Below are 17,652 nucleotides of genomic sequence, written 5' to 3'. Positions count from 1 at the left end.
AGGCCTGCCGCCAGCGTTCAATCTGAGCCATGATCAAACTCTTCAATTTAAAAGTTTGATGCTCAAAGAATTAAACTTCGTAATGAATTACGTGTTCACTCTTGAGACTTGGTATTCATTTATCGTCTTGCGACGTTAAGAATCCGTATCTTCGAGTGCCCACACAGATTGTCTGATAAATTGTTAAAGAGCAGTGCCGCTTCGCTTTTTCTCAGCGGCGCGGGGTGTGCATAATACGCCTTCCCGCTACAGAGTCAAGCATTTTTTTGCTTTTCTCTGTTGAGATTCTCAGGAGAATCCCGCTGACCCGGCGGCGTGTTTGCCGTTGTTCCGTGTCAGTGGTGGCGCATTATAGGGAGTTATTCCGGCCTGACAAGCGAAAAATAAAAAAACTTTATCGTTCGCTCATTTTTCAAGCAAAACATCTTAAATATAGTCTTTTCCGTCTAACTTATAGACAAAAACGAGCCCCGAAGGGCTCGTTTTATCATTACTGGACGGCGACAATCCGGTCTTCATTAACTTCCAGGCGAATAACTTTACCCGGAACCAATTCACCAGATAGTATTTGCTGTGCCAGCGGGTTTTCGATCTGCTGCTGGATAGCACGTTTCAGAGGACGAGCACCATAGACCGGATCGTAACCGTTCTCGCTCAGCAGTTTCAGCGCCTCGTCAGAAATGTGGATTTCATAACCACGTTCTTCCAGACGTTTGTACAGACGTTTCAACTGAATCTGCGCAATCGACGCAATGTGCTGTTCACCCAGCGGATGGAAGACCACCACTTCATCGATACGGTTAATGAATTCCGGACGGAAGTTATGGCTCACCACACCGAGCACCAGCTCTTTCATGTGTGCATAATCCAGTTCACCAAAGCGTTCCTGAATCAAATCGGAACCGAGGTTAGAGGTCATAATGACCACCGTATTGCGGAAGTCGACCGTTCTCCCCTGCCCGTCAGTCAGACGCCCATCATCCAGTACCTGTAACAGAATGTTGAAAACATCCGGATGCGCTTTTTCCACTTCATCCAGCAGGATGACGGAATACGGACGACGACGCACCGCTTCGGTCAGGTAGCCACCTTCCTCATAACCGACATATCCCGGAGGCGCACCAACCAGACGAGACACCGAGTGTTTCTCCATAAACTCGGACATATCGATACGGACCATCGCCTCGTCGCTATCAAACATAAAGTTCGCCAGCGCCTTACAAAGCTCAGTTTTCCCCACACCAGTTGGGCCGAGGAACAGGAATGAACCAATCGGGCGATTTGGATCCGCCAGCCCCGCACGGCTACGACGAATAGCGTTAGATACCGCATCAACCGCTTCGTTCTGACCAATAACGCGATGATGCAGTTCTTGCTCCATACGCAGCAGTTTTTCGCGCTCGCTTTCCATCATGCGAGAAACCGGAATCCCAGTCCAACGCGCCAGCACTTCAGCAATTTCGGCGTCGGTCACTTTATTACGCAACAGACGCATAGTTTTGCCTTCGAGCTGCGTTGCGGCTTCCAGTTGCTTTTCCAGTTCCGGGATTTTGCCGTATTGCAGTTCAGACATCCGCGCCAGGTCACCTACACGGCGAGCCTGTTCAATAGCGATTTTCGCCTGTTCCAGTTCTGCTTTAATGGTCTGTGTACCAGAAAGCGATGCTTTCTCTGCTTTCCACTCTTCTTCTAACTCGGAGTACTGACGTTCTTTGTCGCTCAGTTCTTCGTTGAGCATATCCAGGCGTTTTTTACTGGCTTCATCAGACTCTTTCATTAACGCCTGTTGTTCCAGTTTGAGCTGGATGATACGACGATCGAGTCGGTCGAGTTCTTCTGGTTTTGAGTCAATCTGCATACGAATGCTGGATGCTGCTTCATCGATCAGGTCGATGGCTTTATCCGGCAGTTGACGGTCAGCAATGTAGCGATGAGACAACGTCGCCGCTGCAACAATTGCCGGGTCAGTAATTTGCACATGGTGGTGCAGTTCGTAACGTTCTTTCAGGCCACGCAGAATAGCAATGGTGTCTTCCACCGTTGGCTCGGCGACAAATACTTTCTGGAAGCGACGTTCCAGCGCAGCATCTTTTTCGATGTACTGGCGATATTCGTCCAGCGTCGTGGCACCCACGCAGTGCAGTTCACCACGAGCCAACGCCGGTTTCAGCATGTTCCCAGCATCCATTGCGCCGTCCGCTTTACCCGCGCCAACCATAGTATGTAATTCGTCGATAAACAGGATGACGTTGCCTTCCTGTTTAGCGAGATCGTTCAGTACGCCTTTTAATCGTTCCTCAAACTCACCGCGATATTTCGCCCCTGCCACCAGCGCGCCCATATCCAGCGCCAGTACGCGGCGGCCTTTCAGCCCTTCCGGAACTTCACCATTGATAATACGCTGCGCCAGACCTTCAACGATGGCAGTTTTACCGACGCCAGGTTCACCAATCAGCACTGGGTTATTTTTAGTACGACGTTGCAGTACCTGAATGGTACGGCGAATTTCTTCATCACGACCAATCACCGGATCGAGTTTGCCCTGCTCGGCTCGTTCGGTGAGGTCAATGGTGTATTTTTTCAAAGCCTGACGTTGGTCTTCAGCTCCTTGATCGTTCACGCTTTCACCTCCACGCATTTGTTCAATCGCTTGAGTAATGTTGGCGGTGGTCGCCCCTGCTGCTTTCAGGATGTCGGCCAGCGTGCCGCGAGACTCAAGTGCCGCCAGAACGAACAGTTCTGACGAGATAAAGTTATCACCACGTTTTTGCGCCAGCTTGTCGCAAAGATTAAGAACGCGCACCAGATCCTGTGATGGCTGGACATCACCACCAGTACCTTCAACCTGCGGTAAACGATTTAATGCCTGATTGATATCTGTGCGCAACTGGCCAGCATTAATGCCAGCGGATGTTAATAAAGGACTAACCGAACCCCCTTCCTGATTCAGCAGGGCGCTCATTAAATGAAGTGGTTCGATGAATTGGTTGTCGTGCCCGAGTGCAAGTGATTGGGCATCGGCAAGAGCAAGCTGGAATTTATTAGTAAGACGATCCAGACGCATAACTCCTCCCATAACGGATCAAAGTTGCTACTGGAGATTAAATGAGGTCATCCCTCAATTATTCAAGGTTATTGACCAGATTAATGTGAAAAGAAAATCACGCGTACCGGATCGTCTTGATTCTTTAGGTTATATCAGCCAAATGAAACTTGCCATACGACCCGTAGTCTTGTCGCGACGATAAGAGAAGAAAGTCTCATTTTCCGTATATGTACAACGGTCGCCGCCGAAAATCTGCTCAACACCAACGCTCGCCAGACGCTGCCGGGCAAGCTGATAAATATCCGCCAGAAACTTATCACCATGCTGAATGAAAGCTGCACTCGCTTTGGCGTCTACAGCCATAAACGCTTCACGAACCTCCGCCCCCACTTCAAACGCGCGTGGACCAATTGCCGGCCCTAACCAGGCGAGAATGTTTTCAGGATTATCAGCAAAACAGGAAACCGTCTCTTCCAGCACGCCAGCGCACAGTCCACGCCAGCCAGCATGAGCGGCGGCGACTTCCGTTCCCGCACGATTACAAAACAGCACGGGCAGGCAGTCGGCAGTCATCACAGCACAAACCGTACCGGGCGTGTGGCTATAAGAGGCATCCGCTCGTTTTGAAGCATAGGGTTCGCCAGTAAGCTTAAGCACATCTTTGCCGTGTACCTGCTCAAGCCAGACCGGTTTTGAAGGCAAATTGCCCGCAGCAAAAAGTCGCTTGCGATTCTCCTCAACGTGATCCGGGTTATCGCCACAATGGGCACCGAGGTTGAGCGAGTCATACGGCGGCAAGCTCACGCCGCCGATACGAGTAGAGCTACAGGCCGCAACACCTTTTGGCAGCGGCCACTGCGGGACAATCAGTTTACTCATAACCAGTCCACTTCATCCTTATGCTCTTCGAAATCGGCGCGCATCACCTCAATCAGCTCCACCATATCTTGTGGAATAGGCGCATGCCATTCCATTTCGATACCGGAGATTGGGTGATAAAGACGCAGCATGGTTGCATGTAGCGCCTGGCGGTCAAACTTACGCAGCGTGGAGATAAATGCTTCCGAAGCCCCTTTTGGCGGACGCGGACGACCACCATAAACCGGATCGCCCACCAGCGGATGGGTGATATGCGCCATATGCACGCGGATCTGATGCGTACGTCCAGTTTCCAGACGCAACCGCAGACGCGTGTGCACACGGAAATGTTCCATAATGCGATAGTGAGTGACCGCCGGTTTGCCCATTGGATGCACCGCCATATGGGTACGTTTGGTCGGGTGACGACTAATTGGCTCATCCACCGTACCGCCAGCGGTCATATGACCAATTGCCACCGCTTCGTACTCACGAGTAATTTCACGCCGTTGCAAAGATTCGACTAAACGCGTCTGAGCCGGAACGGTTTTTGCGACAACCATCAGACCAGTGGTGTCTTTATCCAGACGATGGACAATGCCCGCACGTGGAACATCAGCAATGGGCGGATAGTAATGAAGCAACGCATTCAATACCGTGCCATCCGGGTTACCCGCGCCAGGATGTACCACCAGGTCGCGCGGTTTATTAATGACGATGATATCTTCATCTTCATAGACGATATCCAGCGGGATATCCTGCGGTTCAAAACGCGCTTCTTCTTCAATCTCAGCGTTGATGGCAACTTGCTCGCCACCCAATACTTTTTCTTTCGGCTTATCACAAACTTTGCCGTTAACCAGCACGCGCTGGTCGAGGATCCATTCTTTTATTCGCGAACGTGAATAATCCGGGAACATTTCGGCCAAAGCCTGATCTAAGCGTTGACCGAGTTGGTTTTCGGACACCGTTGCAGTGAGCTGTACTCGTTGTGCCATATATACTGCTTCTTCGTTTATCGTTGGGGTTTTACGGCTTTGCCGTTTAATATAGTGTGCTATTGTAGCTGGTCTTAACCGGGAGCAGGAACAGAGAATCTCCCGTATTACATTTTGAGGAAAGTCAAAACGTCATGACGCGCATGAAATATCTGGTGGCAGCCGCCACACTAAGCCTGTTTTTGGCGGGTTGCTCGGGGTCAAAGGAAGAAGTACCTGATAATCCGCCAAATGAAATTTACGCGACTGCACAACAAAAGCTGCAGGACGGTAACTGGAGACAGGCAATAACGCAACTGGAAGCGTTAGATAATCGCTATCCGTTTGGTCCGTATTCGCAGCAGGTGCAGCTGGATCTCATCTACGCCTACTATAAAAACGCCGATTTGCCGTTAGCACAGGCTGCCATCGATCGTTTTATTCGCCTCAACCCGACCCATCCGAATATCGATTATGTCATGTACATGCGTGGCCTGACCAATATGGCGCTGGATGACAGTGCGCTGCAAGGGTTCTTTGGCGTTGACCGTAGCGATCGCGATCCTCAACATGCACGAGCTGCGTTTAGTGACTTTTCCAAATTGGTTCGCGGCTATCCGAACAGTCAGTACACCACCGATGCCACCAAACGTCTGGTATTCCTGAAAGATCGTCTGGCGAAATATGAATACTCCGTTGCTGAGTACTATACAGAACGTGGTGCATGGGTTGCCGTCGTTAACCGTGTAGAAGGCATGTTGCGCGATTACCCGGATACCCAGGCTACGCGTGATGCGCTGCCGCTGATGGAAAATGCATACCGTCAGATGCAGATGAATGCGCAAGCTGAAAAAGTAGCGAAAATCATCGCTGCAAACAGCAGCAATACATAACAAAAACCTGAAACACAAAACGGCAGCCCTTGAGCTGCCGTTTTTTTATTCTGTCAGTTGTGAAACTGAAGCGATTTAGTCACTACCGATCTCATCAAATATGGCTCGCTTTGAGATATTCCTCAAGTAAAAAAACACCTCTTCCTGCGATTTCTCACAAAAAAGCCTCATTGACAAAAAGTGACAAAATTATGAGATTTCCATCACACATTTTGACATCAGGAACGGTATGCTGAATTCACCAAGACGGGAAGACAAGAGGTAAAATTTATGACAATGAACATTACCAGCAAACAAATGGAAATTACTCCGGCCATCCGCCAACATGTCGCAGACCGTCTCGCCAAACTGGAAAAATGGCAAACACATCTGATTAATCCACATATCATTTTGTCCAAAGAGCCACAAGGGTTCGTTGCTGACGCCACAATCAATACACCTAACGGCGTTCTGGTTGCCAGTGGTAAACATGAAGATATGTACACCGCAATTAACGAATTGATCAACAAGCTGGAACGGCAGCTCAATAAACTGCAGCACAAAGGCGAAGCACGTCGTGCCGCAACATCGGTGAAAGACGCCAACTTCGTCGAAGAAGTTGAAGAAGAGTAGTCCTTTATATTGAGTGTATCGCCAACGCGCCTTCGGGCGCGTTTTTTGTTGACAGCGTGAAAACAGTACAGGTACTGTACTTAAGTCGCTTAAGGAAACAAACATGAAACACACGCCGTTCTTCTTCGCATTCTTTTTTACCTTCCCCTGAATGGGAGGCGTTTCGTCGTGTGAAACAGAATGCGAAGACGAACAATAAGGCCTCCCAAACCGGGGGGCCTTTTTTATTGATAACAAAAAAGGCAACACTATGACATCGGAAAACCCATTACTGGCGCTGCGCGAGAAAATCAGCGCGCTGGATGAAAAATTACTGGCGTTACTGGCAGAGCGGCGTGAACTGGCTGTCGAGGTGGGAAAAGCCAAACTGCTCTCTCATCGCCCCGTGCGTGATATTGATCGTGAACGCGATTTACTGGAAAGATTAATTACGCTCGGTAAAACGCACCATCTGGACGCCCATTACATTACTCGCCTGTTCCAGCTCATCATTGAAGATTCCGTATTAACTCAGCAGGCACTGCTCCAGCAGCATCTCAATAAAATTAATCCACATTCAGCACGTATTGCTTTTCTCGGCCCTAAAGGTTCCTATTCACACCTTGCCGCACGTCAGTACGCTGCCCGCCATTTCGAACAATTTATTGAAAGCGGTTGCGCAAAATTTGCTGATATTTTTAATCAGGTGGAAACCGGTCAGGCCGACTATGCGGTAGTACCGATTGAGAATACCAGTTCAGGTGCCATAAACGACGTTTACGATCTACTACAACATACCAGCTTATCGATTGTTGGCGAGATGACGCTGACCATCGATCACTGCCTGCTGGTTTCTGGTACTACAGATTTATCAACCATCACCACAGTCTACAGCCATCCACAGCCGTTCCAGCAATGCAGTAAATTTCTTAATCGTTACCCGCACTGGAAGATTGAATATACCGAAAGTACGTCTGCGGCGATGGAAAAGGTTGCACAGGCAAAATCACCGCATGTTGCTGCACTGGGGAGCGAGGCAGGCGGCACTTTGTACGGTTTACAGGTACTGGAACGTATTGAGGCAAATCAGCGACAAAACTTCACCCGATTTGTGGTGCTGGCACGTAAAGCGATTAACGTGTCTGACCAGGTTCCGGCAAAAACCACATTATTAATGGCGACCGGACAACAAGCTGGTGCACTGGTAGAAGCATTGCTGGTACTGCGTAACCATAATCTGATTATGACCCGTCTGGAATCACGCCCGATTCACGGTAATCCGTGGGAAGAGATGTTTTATCTGGATATTCAGGCCAATCTTGAATCAGCGGAAATGCAAAAAGCATTGAAAGAGTTAGGTGAAATTACCCGTTCGATGAAGGTATTAGGCTGTTACCCAAGTGAGAATGTAGTGCCTGTTGACCCGGCGTGATGAAATCGTGCCGGGTGATGCCTCCCCGGCACAAGATGACTACTGGCGACTGTCGTTCGCCTGACGCAATAACACGCGGCTTTCACTCTGGAAGCGTTGCGCATAATCGCCAAACCAGTTTTCCACCTTGCGGAAACTGTCGATAAACGCCTGCTTGTCCCCCTTCTCCAGCAGCTCAATTGCCTCGCCAAAACGCTTATAGTAACGCTTGATCAACGCCAGATTACGTTCTGACGACATAATGATGTCGGCATAAAGCTGCGGATCCTGAGCAAACAGTCGCCCGACCATCGCCAGCTCAAGGCGGTAAATGGGCGAAGAGAGCGCCAGAAGTTGCTCAAGCTGAACATTTTCTTCTGCCAGATGCAAACCATAAGCAAAAGTGGCAAAGTGGCGCAGTGCCTGAATAAACGCCATATTCTGATCGTGCTCGACGGCGCTAATCCGATGCAGCCGCGCGCCCCAAACCTGAATTTGCTCCAGAAACCATTGATATGCTTCCGGCTTGCGTCCATCACACCAGACCACCACCTGCTTCGCCAGACTGCCGCTGTCCGGGCCAAACATCGGGTGAAGTCCCAACACCGGACCATCATGTGCCGCCAGCATGGCCTGTAACGGTCCATTTTTCACCGATGCCAGATCGACCAGAATACAATCCTGCGGTAAAGGCGGTAATTTGGCGATAACCTGTTCGGTCACATGAATCGGCACACTGACAATCACCATTCCGGCATCGGCAACAATATCAGCTGCACGTTCCCAGTCATGTTGCTCCAGAATCCGCACCTGATAACCTGATAGGGTCAGCATCTTCTCGAACAAGCGCCCCATCTGACCGCCACCACCGACGATAACCACCGGGCGCAACGTAGGGCAAAGCGTTTTAAAACCTTTGTCATTCTCGCTGGAGTAGGACTCCCGCATCACCCGACGCAGGATATCCTCAATAAGATCTGGCGGTACACCCAGGGCTTCCGCCTCAGCGCGACGCGAGGCCAGCATAGATGCCTCACGCTCCGGGACATAAATAGGCAGTCCAAAGCGGCTTTTCACCTCACCGACTTCGGCGACCAGTTCCAGACGCTTCGCTAATAAATTCAGCAGCTCTTTATCGACTTCATCAATTTGATCGCGTAACGCGGTCAACTCAGCAACCATAATAAACCTCTTAAGCCACGCGTGCCGTCAGCTGCCCGTTCAGATCCTGATGAATCTCACGCAGCAAGGCATCGGTCATTTCCCAACTGATGCAGGCATCGGTTACGGATACACCGTATTTCATTTCGCTGCGCGGTTGCTCGGAAGACTGATTGCCTTCGTGGATGTTACTTTCGATCATCAGACCAATAATTGAGCGATTACCGTCTTTAATCTGGGCAACCACGGACTCTGCCACCGCAGGCTGACGGCGATAATCTTTATTGGAATTACCGTGACTGCAATCTACCATCAGAGACGGACGCAGTCCCGCCTGTTCCATCTCTTTTTCACATTGCGCGACATCTGCAGGGCTGTAGTTCGGCGCTTTACCGCCACGCAGGATCACATGTCCGTCCGGATTCCCCTGAGTTTGTAGCAACGCAACCTGCCCTGCCTGGTTAATACCAACAAAACGGTGTGGCTGGGCAGCAGCGCGCATGGCGTTAATTGCCGTTGCCAGACTGCCATCGGTGCCGTTTTTAAAACCAACCGGCATAGACAGCCCGGATGCCATTTCACGGTGCGTTTGCGATTCCGTGGTACGAGCACCAATTGCCGACCAGCTAAACAAATCGCCCAGGTATTGCGGGCTATTTGGATCTAACGCTTCCGTCGCCAGCGGAAGCCCCATGCTCACCAGTTCAAGCAGCAATTTACGCGCGATTTGCAGGCCGGCTTCGACGTCAAAAGAGCCATCCATATGAGGATCGTTAATTAACCCTTTCCAGCCGACAGTCGTACGGGGTTTTTCAAAATAGACGCGCATCACCAGATAGAGGCTATCGCTGACCTCTGCGGCAAGGGCCTTAAATCGACGAGCGTATTCCAGAGCGGTTTCAGGATCATGAATGGAACAAGGACCACACACCACCAACAGACGAGGATCGCGCCCGGCGATAATATCTGAAATAGTTTTACGCGAATCAGCAATCTGGGCTTCTTGTTGCTGGCTTAATGGAAAAGCGGCCTTCAACTGTTCCGGGGTCATCAGAACCTGTTCGTCGGTAATGTGTACGTTATTCAGCGCGTCTTTTTGCATGATGGCGATCCTGTTTATGCTCGTTTGCGATAGTTGATCCTCAATGAGGATGACGTAACGATAACACAGCTAGTAAAGATTTCAATCCAAATTACGTAAATATTACTTTACACATGCAATTTTAATAAGCTACAAGCCACAAAATTCGTATAAATAAATTTACACCATCATTAAAAACAATCCGCTATGCTTTGAAAAAAGGAGAGAAAATGATGAAAAAATTTATCGGTTCCTTATTGGCTTTGGTGGTTAGTGGTTGCCAGATTGATCCTTATACTCACGCGCCAAACTTAACCAGCACCGACTGGTATGATGTTGGTATGGAAGATGCTATATCTGGCATTGCCATAAAAGATCGCGATACATTTAGCGATTCACAGGCTGATCGGGGGGTATACCTTAAAGGATATGCCGAAGGACAAAAGAAAACCTGCCAAATCGATTTTACTTATGCCAGAGGGCTTTCCGGTAAAAGTTTCCCTGCCAGCTGCAACAATGTTGAAAATGCCAACCAACTACATGAAGCATGGCAAAAAGGGGCAGATGAAAATGCCAGCACGATGCGATTGAATTAACTGGAGCGCCTCAATAAATTAATCATAAGATTTAACTCATTCAAACTTTAATTCTCATCGTGATGACGCCCGCATAAAAGAATGATATTTTAATGAGCATTCTGAAAAAATTATCGATGCATTTCGAGCGACGGTGGTGAGGATCCCTGAATGCGTTTTTCCCACCGGTTATTTTTACTGCTGATGCCCCTCCTGGCGAGTGCACCATTACTCGCTCAGGAAACCACTAACGCCGCGAAAAATGTGCGTCTGATGGTTTCCGGTATTGTCAGCTACACTCGTTGGCCAGCGTTATCTGGCCCGCCAAAGCTATGTATTTTTTCATCTTCACGTTTTAGTACCGCCCTACAAGATAATGGCGCGACTTCTTTACCTTATCTGCCCGTCATCATTCACAGCAAACAAGAAGCACTGATTTCAGACTGCAATGGTTTTTATTTTGGCAACGAATCACCGACATTCCAGATAGAATTAATCAAACAATATCCGTCTAAGGCGTTATTATTAATTGCCGAACAAAATGCAGAGTGCATTATTGGCAGCGCCTTTTGTCTGATTATCAACAATAATGATGTCAGATTTGCCGTCAACCTGGATGCCTTATCGCGTAGTGGTGTAAAGGTCAACCCGGATGTCTTAATGCTCGCTCGGAAGAAAAAAGATGGATAACGATAATTCTCTTAATAAGCGACCAACGTTTAAAAGAGCATTACGCAACATCAGCATGACCAGCATCTTTATCACCATGACGCTGATCTGGCTGCTGCTTTCCGTGACGTCGGTACTGACACTGAAACAATACGCACAAAAAAACCTGGCGCTCACCGCAGCAACCATGACTTATAGTCTGGAAGCAGCGGTCGTTTTTGCCGATGGTTCGGCAGCGACAGAAACCCTGGCCGCACTAGGGCAGCAAGGTCAATTTTCAACCGCTGAAGTACGTGATAATCAGCAAAATATCATTGCATCCTGGCGCTACACAGCCAGAGAACCGGGAGATAGATTCAGCAATTTCATTAGCCACTGGCTCTTTCCCGCACCGGTAATTCAGCCCATTCGCCACAACGGAAAAATCATCGGCGAAGTTCAGTTAACCGCTCGCGACAGTTCAATCAGCCATTTCATCTGGTTTTCACTCGCTGTGCTTACCGGTTGTATTCTGCTGGCATCAGGCATTGCAATCACCCTCACCCGCCATTTGCATAACGGACTGGTGGAGGCGCTAAAAAACATTACTGATGTAGTTCATGATGTGCGATCCAACCGCAATTTTTCCCGACGAGTTTCGGAAGAGCGTATCGAAGAATTTCACCGCTTTGCTCTCGACTTCAATAGTCTGCTGGATGAAATGGAAGAGTGGCAGCTTCGTTTACAGGCAAAAAATGCGCAACTCTTACGTACTGCCCTGCATGATCCGTTAACCGGCCTGGCTAACCGCGCTGCATTCCGCAACTGCATCAATACGTTAATGAGTGATTCTGCCGTTCGGGAAACCTCAGCCTTACTTTTTCTTGATGGCGATAATTTTAAATATATCAATGACACATGGGGTCACGCGACGGGTGATCAGGTCTTGATCGAGATAGCAACACGGTTAATGGAATTTAGCGGGAAACGGCATCAAGCGTACCGTATAGGAGGCGATGAGTTCGCCATGATTCTGTATGGCGTACTGTCAGAATATGAAGTACAGCGTATTTGTACTGCTCTCACACAAACCTTTCATCGCCCATTCGATCTCCATAACGGTCACCAGACCAGTATGACCTTAAGTATTGGATACGCTCTGACTCGCGAACACGCTTCTGCGGAAAAATTACAAGAGCTTGCCGATCGTAATATGTATCAGGCCAAACATCAGCGCGCCGAAAAGCTGGTGAAATAACAAGGAAATATCTACATGATAAAGCAACTGGTAGCACCTCTGGTTTTCTCCACTCTGATACTGGCTGGTTGCCAGACTCCACAAGGCAAATTTACCCCAGAGCAAGTCGCTGCTATGCAGTCTTATGGTTTTACTGAATCTGCCGGTGACTGGTCGCTTGGCTTATCCGACACTATTCTGTTTGCTAAAAATGACTACAAACTGCTTCCGGAAAGTCAGCAACAAATCCAGACTATGGCGGCAAAACTGACCTCTACCGGGCTAACACATGCCCGTATGGATGGTCATACCGATAACTATGGTGAAGATAGCTACAACGAAGCCTTATCACTGAAGCGAGCGAATGTCGTCGCCGATGCCTGGGCCGAGGGTGGACAGATTCCGCGCAGCAATCTCACCACTCAGGGTTTAGGGAAAAAATATCCTATTGCCAGCAACAAGACAGCACAGGGCCGGGCTGAAAACCGCCGCGTTGCGGTGGTAATTAGTGCGCCTTAAATACAATTTCAGTAGATAAAAAAAGGGCCAGCCAATTGGCCAGCCCTTCTTAACAGGATGTCGCTTAAGCGAAATCTTAGTTGAGGCGCTCTTTGATACGAGCAGCCTTACCAGTACGCTCACGCAGGTAGTACAGTTTAGCTTTACGAACAGCACCACGACGTTTGACAGAAATGCTGTCAACTACCGGAGAGTGAGTCTGGAAGACACGCTCAACGCCTTCGCCGTTGGAAATTTTACGAACAGTGAATGCAGAGTGCAGACCGCGGTTACGAATAGCGATAACCACGCCCTCGAATGCCTGCAGACGTTTTTTGGAACCTTCAACAACCCATACTTTCACTTCCACGGTATCACCCGGACGGAAGGAAGGTACGTCCTGCTTCATCTGCTCTTGTTCAAGTTGCTTAATAATGTTGCTCATAATTTAATCTCTTATCCTGGGTAAACTGATATCTCGGGGGCTTACGCCATCCCATCATGTTTATGTTGCTGTTGTGCGTGTTCCTTTTTGAACTCCGCCAGCAACCTTGCTTGCTCTTCAGTCAGAGCCAGGTTTTCCAGAAGTTCAGGTCTTCTAAGCCAGGTACGGCCCAGCGACTGTTTCAAACGCCAGCGACGTATCTCGGCATGGTTTCCCGACAGTAACACTGACGGAACTTCCATCCCTTCTAACACCTCAGGCCGCGTATAGTGCGGGCAATCCAGCAATCCTTCAGCAAAGGAATCTTCCGTTGCCGAGGCTTCATGTCCCAGTACCCCCGGAATAAACCGGGAAACGGAGTCAATCAGCGTCATTGCTGGTAACTCACCACCGCTGAGAACGTAATCGCCGATTGACCATTCTTCGTCAATTTCGGTTTGGATCACGCGCTCATCTATACCTTCGTAGCGACCGCACACCAAAATCAATTTTTGATTCGTTGCCAGTTCGCTGACGCCCGCTTGATCAAGCTTGCGCCCCTGTGGTGACAGATAGATCACCTTAGCGCCTTCACCCGCCGCGCTTTTTGCTGCATGAATGGCGTCCCGTAAAGGTTGCACCATCATTAACATCCCCGGTCCGCCGCCGTAAGGACGATCGTCCACGGTACGGTGCCGGTCATGCGTGAAGTCACGTGGACTCCAGCTCTGGATGCTCAGCAGGCCATTTTTCACTGCCCGGCCAGTTACCCCGTAATCGGTAATTGCGCGGAACATTTCAGGAAACAGGCTAATTATGCCAATCCACATAGCGCCGTCTTTTACCGTTTATCCGGTGGTTTAAAAACCAGGATCCCAATCTACTTCGATTGAACGAGTAGTGAGATCGACTTTCTTGATAACCTGCCCATCGAGGAACGGTACGAGACGTTCCTTGATACCAAACGCATCTTTCAGGTTTGCCTTAATGACGAGAACGTCATTAGATCCGGTTTCCATCATGTCGACGACTTTACCGAGATCGTAGCCTTCAGTGGTCACTACCTGACAGCCCATCAGGTCTTTCCAGTAGTAGTCACCCTCTTCAAGCTGAGGCAGCTGCGATGAATCCACGACAATTTCACAGTTCGTCAGCAGGTTCGCCGCATCACGATCGTCAACACCTTTCAGCTTGATGATCATGTCCTGATTGTGGTGCTTCCAGCTTTCCAGCTGGACTTGCTGCCACTGACCCGCCTTCTGGATAAACCAGGGCTGATAGTCAAAAATGCTTTCGGCGTCTTCGGTGGAAGAAAACACTCTGAGCCACCCACGAATACCGTAAGACGAACCCATTTTTCCCAAAACGATGGGATCAACAGGTGCTTGCGCGGTGAGTTGTTTGCTCATCATGACCACCGTGACAGATTAAGCTGCTTTGTTTACTTCTTTGATCAGCGCAGCAACGCGATCAGAAATAGTTGCGCCCTGGCCAACCCAGTGAGCGATGCGATCCAGATCCAGGCGAGTGCCTTCTTCTTTTTCGCTAGCGATTGGGTTGAAGAAACCAACGCGCTCGATGAAGCGACCGTTGCGTGCATTACGGCTGTCAGCGACAACAACCTGGTAGAACGGACGCTTTTTAGCGCCGTGACGTGCTAAACGAATAGTTACCATAACATCCTCTTGTGTGAATAAAACAACCGGACCCCATCGAGGAACGGAGTCCGGTGTCATATTAAAAGCCCGAAAATTTTACTCATTTTTGCAGAAATTGCAACCAACAGTTGCTAACCCGGCATTAAAAGGCCGCTGGCGGCGCAGCCAGTTTGGTGCCGGAGTGCGCGCAGTCACCGGAGCGTACCCCAGTACGTGAGGATGACGAGCATACCCCGGTGCCAAAATGGCAAATAAGCCAGGCCGATTAGCGGCCTGGGAAGCCTGGGGGCATCATACCCTTCATGCTTCTCATCATCTTCGCCATTCCGCCCTTCTTCATTTTCTTCATCATGCGCTGCATGTCGTCGAACTGCTTCAGAAGACGGTTAACGTCCTGCACCTGCATACCGCAACCGGCAGCGATACGGCGTTTACGCGAACCTTTGATGATTTCTGGCTTAGCGCGCTCTTTCATCGTCATCGAGTTGATGATGGCTTCCATACGCACCAGCACTTTATCGTCCATCTGGGACTTCACGTTATCCGGGATCTGCCCCATGCCCGGCAGCTTGCCCATCAGGCTGGCCATGCCGCCCATATTTTTCATCTGGCGCAACTGCTCAAGGAAATCGTTGAGATCGAAGCCATCGCCTTTTTTCAGCTTGCTGGCTAATTTCTCAGCCTGCGCGCGGTCAACTTTGCTTTCGATATCTTCGATCAGCGACAGAACATCGCCCATGCCGAGAATGCGTGAAGCGATACGATCCGGGTGGAACGGCTCCAGCGCCTCTGTTTTCTCGCCAACACCGAGGAACTTGATGGGCTTGCCGGTAATATGGCGAATAGAAAGCGCCGCACCGCCACGCGCATCGCCGTCCACTTTAGTCAACACTACGCCGGTAAGCGGTAACGCTTCATTGAACGCTTTTGCCGTATTGGCGGCATCCTGACCGGTCATGGCGTCAACCACAAACAGGGTTTCAACCGGGTTAATCGACGCATGGACCTGTTTGATCTCATCCATCATCGCTTCGTCAACGTGCAGACGACCGGCGGTATCCACCAGCAGCACGTCGTAGAATTTCAGTTTGGCTTCTTTCAGCGCCGCATTAACAATATCAACCGGCTTCTGACCAACATCTGAAGGGAAGAAATCGACGCCTACCTGTTCGGCCAGCGTCTCAAGCTGTTTGATTGCCGCCGGGCGATAAACGTCGGCAGAAACCACCAGCACTTTCTTCTTGTGCTTCTCGCGCAGGAACTTACCGAGTTTACCCACGCTGGTTGTTTTACCGGCACCTTGCAGGCCCGCCATCAGCACCACCGCAGGCGGTTGCGCAGCCAGGTTCAGGGTCTGGTTCTCTTCGCCCATCGCCGCAACCAACTCGTTACGGACGATTTTGACGAACTCCTGCCCCGGCGTCAGGCTTTTATTAACTTCATGACCAACCGCTTTCTCTTTTACGCGATTGATAAACTCACGCACTACCGGCAGAGCGACGTCCGCCTCCAACAGCGCCATGCGCACTTCGCGCAGCGTATCTTTAACGTTGTCTTCAGTAAGGCGTCCACGGCCACTGATATTGCGCAGCGTGCGCGACAAACGATCGGTTAAATTATCAAACATTGTCTCTCGCCTGGGGTGGAAACGGTTGGCCGCAATCGCGACACATCATCTGTATTTTGCCGCAGTATAACATGAAGGCGTCTTTGTTGTTATGCAACGGTTGGAGCAGCGTTCACCTGACGCTATACTGCTTTTCTTTCTCATTGCTCAAACTGTCGACATCACTATGCCCGTTTTTGCTCTGCTCGCGCTCGTCGCCTACTCCGTCAGTCTCGCGCTGATTGTTCCCGGTCTGCTGCAAAAAAACGGCGGCTGGCGGCGAATGGCTATTATTTCTGCGGTCATCGCGCTGGTCTGCCACGCTATCGCTCTTGAAGCCCGCATTTTGCCTGGCGGCGATAGCGGACAAAACCTTAGCCTGTTGAATGTCGGTTCGCTGGTCAGCCTGATGATTTGTACGGTAATGACCATCGTGGCCTCACGCAACCGTGGCTGGCTGCTGTTGCCGATTGTTTATGCCTTTGCGCTCATCAATCTGGCGCTGGCGACCTTCATGCCCAATGAATACATCACTCATCTGGAAGCAACGCCAGGAATGCTGGTGCACATTGGCTTATCGCTCTTTTCCTATGCCACGCTAATTATTGCCGCCCTGTACGCGTTGCAACTGGCATGGATTGATTATCAACTGAAGAACAAGAAGCTGGCATTCAATCAGGAAATGCCGCCGCTGATGAGTATTGAGCGTAAAATGTTCCACATTACGCAAATTGGCGTGGTGCTGTTAACGCTCACTCTTTGTACCGGCCTGTTCTACATGCACAACTTATTTAGCATGGAAAATATTGACAAGGCCGTGCTCTCTATTGTGGCGTGGTTTGTCTATATTGTGCTGCTGTGGGGGCATTATCATGAAGGATGGCGTGGGCGCCGCGTCGTTTGGTTTAACGTTGCAGGAGCGGTCATCCTTACACTGGCCTACTTTGGCAGCCGAATTGTCCAGCAGTTAATCAGCTAAAACCAGAAA

At 49.8% G+C, this 17,652-nt stretch carries 19 protein-coding genes and 1 other annotated feature; of the genes, 9 read left to right on the top strand and 10 right to left on the bottom strand.

Translation table 11 applies throughout. The features are described 5' to 3' along the window. Positions 1-490: 490 nt before the first annotated feature. From clpB to rluD, 3 genes are all read right to left on the bottom strand, one after another. A complete protein-coding gene (gene clpB, locus A7Z06_RS20250; RefSeq protein WP_002431841.1) occupies positions 491-3,064 on the bottom strand; it encodes an ATP-dependent chaperone ClpB in 2,574 nt (857 codons plus the stop codon). A gap of 129 nt (positions 3,065-3,193) precedes the next feature. Next, positions 3,194-3,925, bottom strand: a complete 732-nt coding sequence (yfiH, locus tag A7Z06_RS20245) for a purine nucleoside phosphorylase YfiH (protein WP_000040123.1) — start codon at positions 3,923-3,925, stop codon at positions 3,194-3,196. Then, positions 3,922-4,902, bottom strand: coding sequence for a 23S rRNA pseudouridine(1911/1915/1917) synthase RluD (gene rluD, locus A7Z06_RS20240; protein WP_000079112.1), 981 nt, complete (start codon positions 4,900-4,902; stop codon positions 3,922-3,924). Before rluD ends, yfiH begins: the two co-directional genes overlap by 4 nt. A 134-nt stretch (positions 4,903-5,036) precedes the next feature. Between rluD and bamD the strand changes: the two genes are divergently transcribed. From bamD to pheA, 4 genes are all read left to right on the top strand, one after another. Further along, positions 5,037-5,774, top strand: a complete 738-nt coding sequence (gene bamD / locus A7Z06_RS20235; RefSeq protein WP_000197686.1) for an outer membrane protein assembly factor BamD — start codon at positions 5,037-5,039, stop codon at positions 5,772-5,774. Positions 5,775-6,044: 270 nt separating this feature from the next. Next, complete coding sequence (gene raiA, locus A7Z06_RS20225) at positions 6,045-6,386, top strand: ribosome-associated translation inhibitor RaiA (protein WP_000178456.1); 342 nt, start codon at positions 6,045-6,047, stop codon at positions 6,384-6,386. Between the two features lie 102 nt (positions 6,387-6,488). Then, positions 6,489-6,614 (top strand) — a sequence feature (Phe leader region). Then, on the top strand, positions 6,490-6,537 hold the full coding sequence (gene pheL, locus A7Z06_RS20220; RefSeq protein WP_001386991.1) for a pheA operon leader peptide PheL: 48 nt from the start codon (positions 6,490-6,492) through the stop codon (positions 6,535-6,537). It overlaps the preceding feature by 48 nt. 22 nt (positions 6,615-6,636) lie before the next feature. Next, positions 6,637-7,797 (top strand): bifunctional chorismate mutase/prephenate dehydratase, encoded by a 1,161-nt coding sequence (gene pheA, locus A7Z06_RS20215; RefSeq protein WP_000200136.1) that lies wholly within the window; start codon positions 6,637-6,639, stop codon positions 7,795-7,797. A gap of 39 nt (positions 7,798-7,836) precedes the next feature. Here the strand turns inward: pheA and tyrA are convergent, their stop codons facing one another. Both tyrA and aroF read right to left on the bottom strand, forming a co-directional pair. Then, positions 7,837-8,958, bottom strand: coding sequence for a bifunctional chorismate mutase/prephenate dehydrogenase (gene tyrA, locus A7Z06_RS20210; protein ID WP_000225240.1), 1,122 nt, complete (start codon positions 8,956-8,958; stop codon positions 7,837-7,839). A gap of 10 nt (positions 8,959-8,968) precedes the next feature. Continuing rightward, positions 8,969-10,039 (bottom strand): 3-deoxy-7-phosphoheptulonate synthase AroF, encoded by a 1,071-nt coding sequence (gene aroF, locus A7Z06_RS20205; protein WP_001168056.1) that lies wholly within the window; start codon positions 10,037-10,039, stop codon positions 8,969-8,971. A gap of 209 nt (positions 10,040-10,248) precedes the next feature. On the opposite strand from aroF, the gene A7Z06_RS20200 reads away from it, so the two are divergent. The 4 genes from A7Z06_RS20200 (at position 10,249) to A7Z06_RS20185 (ending at position 12,997) form a co-directional block, all read left to right on the top strand. After that, positions 10,249-10,614: a DUF2799 domain-containing protein gene (locus tag A7Z06_RS20200; RefSeq protein ID WP_000976011.1), complete on the top strand. Its 366-nt coding sequence runs from the start codon at positions 10,249-10,251 to the stop codon at positions 10,612-10,614. A gap of 150 nt (positions 10,615-10,764) precedes the next feature. Then, on the top strand, positions 10,765-11,283 hold the full coding sequence (locus A7Z06_RS20195; RefSeq protein ID WP_001212410.1) for a YfiR family protein: 519 nt from the start codon (positions 10,765-10,767) through the stop codon (positions 11,281-11,283). Then, positions 11,276-12,499: a diguanylate cyclase DgcN gene (dgcN, locus tag A7Z06_RS20190; protein WP_000368159.1), complete on the top strand. Its 1,224-nt coding sequence runs from the start codon at positions 11,276-11,278 to the stop codon at positions 12,497-12,499. The genes A7Z06_RS20195 and dgcN overlap by 8 nt, the downstream gene beginning before the upstream one ends. Before the next feature lie 15 nt (positions 12,500-12,514). Next, positions 12,515-12,997, top strand: coding sequence for an OmpA family protein (locus A7Z06_RS20185; RefSeq protein WP_000595359.1), 483 nt, complete (start codon positions 12,515-12,517; stop codon positions 12,995-12,997). A 76-nt stretch (positions 12,998-13,073) separates the two neighbouring features. On the opposite strand, the gene rplS is transcribed toward A7Z06_RS20185, so the two are convergent. The 5 genes from rplS to ffh all read right to left on the bottom strand — a co-directional run bounded on the left by rplS (position 13,074) and on the right by ffh (position 16,685). Continuing rightward, entirely contained in the window at positions 13,074-13,421 is a 348-nt protein-coding gene (gene rplS / locus A7Z06_RS20180; RefSeq protein WP_000065253.1) for a 50S ribosomal protein L19, read from the bottom strand. A 41-nt stretch (positions 13,422-13,462) separates the two neighbouring features. Further along, positions 13,463-14,230 (bottom strand): tRNA (guanosine(37)-N1)-methyltransferase TrmD, encoded by a 768-nt coding sequence (gene trmD / locus A7Z06_RS20175; RefSeq protein ID WP_000264784.1) that lies wholly within the window; start codon positions 14,228-14,230, stop codon positions 13,463-13,465. Positions 14,231-14,260: 30 nt separating this feature from the next. Continuing rightward, a complete protein-coding gene (rimM, locus tag A7Z06_RS20170) occupies positions 14,261-14,809 on the bottom strand; it encodes a ribosome maturation factor RimM (RefSeq protein ID WP_000043335.1) in 549 nt (182 codons plus the stop codon). An 18-nt stretch (positions 14,810-14,827) separates the two neighbouring features. Next, positions 14,828-15,076, bottom strand: a complete 249-nt coding sequence (rpsP, locus tag A7Z06_RS20165) for a 30S ribosomal protein S16 (protein WP_000256450.1) — start codon at positions 15,074-15,076, stop codon at positions 14,828-14,830. A gap of 247 nt (positions 15,077-15,323) precedes the next feature. Next, positions 15,324-16,685: a signal recognition particle protein gene (gene ffh, locus A7Z06_RS20160; RefSeq protein ID WP_000460035.1), complete on the bottom strand. Its 1,362-nt coding sequence runs from the start codon at positions 16,683-16,685 to the stop codon at positions 15,324-15,326. Between the two features lie 166 nt (positions 16,686-16,851). On the opposite strand from ffh, the gene A7Z06_RS20155 reads away from it, so the two are divergent. Next, positions 16,852-17,643: a cytochrome C assembly family protein gene (locus A7Z06_RS20155; RefSeq protein ID WP_024165125.1), complete on the top strand. Its 792-nt coding sequence runs from the start codon at positions 16,852-16,854 to the stop codon at positions 17,641-17,643. Positions 17,644-17,652 lie beyond the last annotated feature (9 nt).

The organism is Escherichia sp. MOD1-EC6819 (assembly GCF_002965765.1).
Lineage (GTDB): Bacteria > Pseudomonadota > Gammaproteobacteria > Enterobacterales > Enterobacteriaceae > Escherichia > Escherichia ruysiae.
This window is presented reverse-complemented; position numbering and strand designations above follow the sequence as displayed.

Coding starts and splice junctions, on each gene's coding strand:
- clpB (WP_002431841.1), bottom strand. CDS start 3,064: ATGCGTCTGGATCGTCTTACTAATAAATTCCAGCTTGCTCTTGCCGAT.
- rpsP (WP_000256450.1), bottom strand. CDS start 15,076: ATGGTAACTATTCGTTTAGCACGTCACGGCGCTAAAAAGCGTCCGTTC.
- tyrA (WP_000225240.1), bottom strand. CDS start 8,958: ATGGTTGCTGAGTTGACCGCGTTACGCGATCAAATTGATGAAGTCGAT.
- rplS (WP_000065253.1), bottom strand. CDS start 13,421: ATGAGCAACATTATTAAGCAACTTGAACAAGAGCAGATGAAGCAGGAC.
- ffh (WP_000460035.1), bottom strand. CDS start 16,685: ATGTTTGATAATTTAACCGATCGTTTGTCGCGCACGCTGCGCAATATC.
- dgcN (WP_000368159.1), top strand. CDS start 11,276: ATGGATAACGATAATTCTCTTAATAAGCGACCAACGTTTAAAAGAGCA.
- yfiH (WP_000040123.1), bottom strand. CDS start 3,925: ATGAGTAAACTGATTGTCCCGCAGTGGCCGCTGCCAAAAGGTGTTGCG.
- pheA (WP_000200136.1), top strand. CDS start 6,637: ATGACATCGGAAAACCCATTACTGGCGCTGCGCGAGAAAATCAGCGCG.
- A7Z06_RS20200 (WP_000976011.1), top strand. CDS start 10,249: ATGATGAAAAAATTTATCGGTTCCTTATTGGCTTTGGTGGTTAGTGGT.
- A7Z06_RS20195 (WP_001212410.1), top strand. CDS start 10,765: ATGCGTTTTTCCCACCGGTTATTTTTACTGCTGATGCCCCTCCTGGCG.
- A7Z06_RS20155 (WP_024165125.1), top strand. CDS start 16,852: ATGCCCGTTTTTGCTCTGCTCGCGCTCGTCGCCTACTCCGTCAGTCTC.
- bamD (WP_000197686.1), top strand. CDS start 5,037: ATGACGCGCATGAAATATCTGGTGGCAGCCGCCACACTAAGCCTGTTT.
- raiA (WP_000178456.1), top strand. CDS start 6,045: ATGACAATGAACATTACCAGCAAACAAATGGAAATTACTCCGGCCATC.
- A7Z06_RS20185 (WP_000595359.1), top strand. CDS start 12,515: ATGATAAAGCAACTGGTAGCACCTCTGGTTTTCTCCACTCTGATACTG.
- trmD (WP_000264784.1), bottom strand. CDS start 14,230: ATGTGGATTGGCATAATTAGCCTGTTTCCTGAAATGTTCCGCGCAATT.
- aroF (WP_001168056.1), bottom strand. CDS start 10,039: ATGCAAAAAGACGCGCTGAATAACGTACACATTACCGACGAACAGGTT.
- rimM (WP_000043335.1), bottom strand. CDS start 14,809: ATGAGCAAACAACTCACCGCGCAAGCACCTGTTGATCCCATCGTTTTG.
- rluD (WP_000079112.1), bottom strand. CDS start 4,902: ATGGCACAACGAGTACAGCTCACTGCAACGGTGTCCGAAAACCAACTC.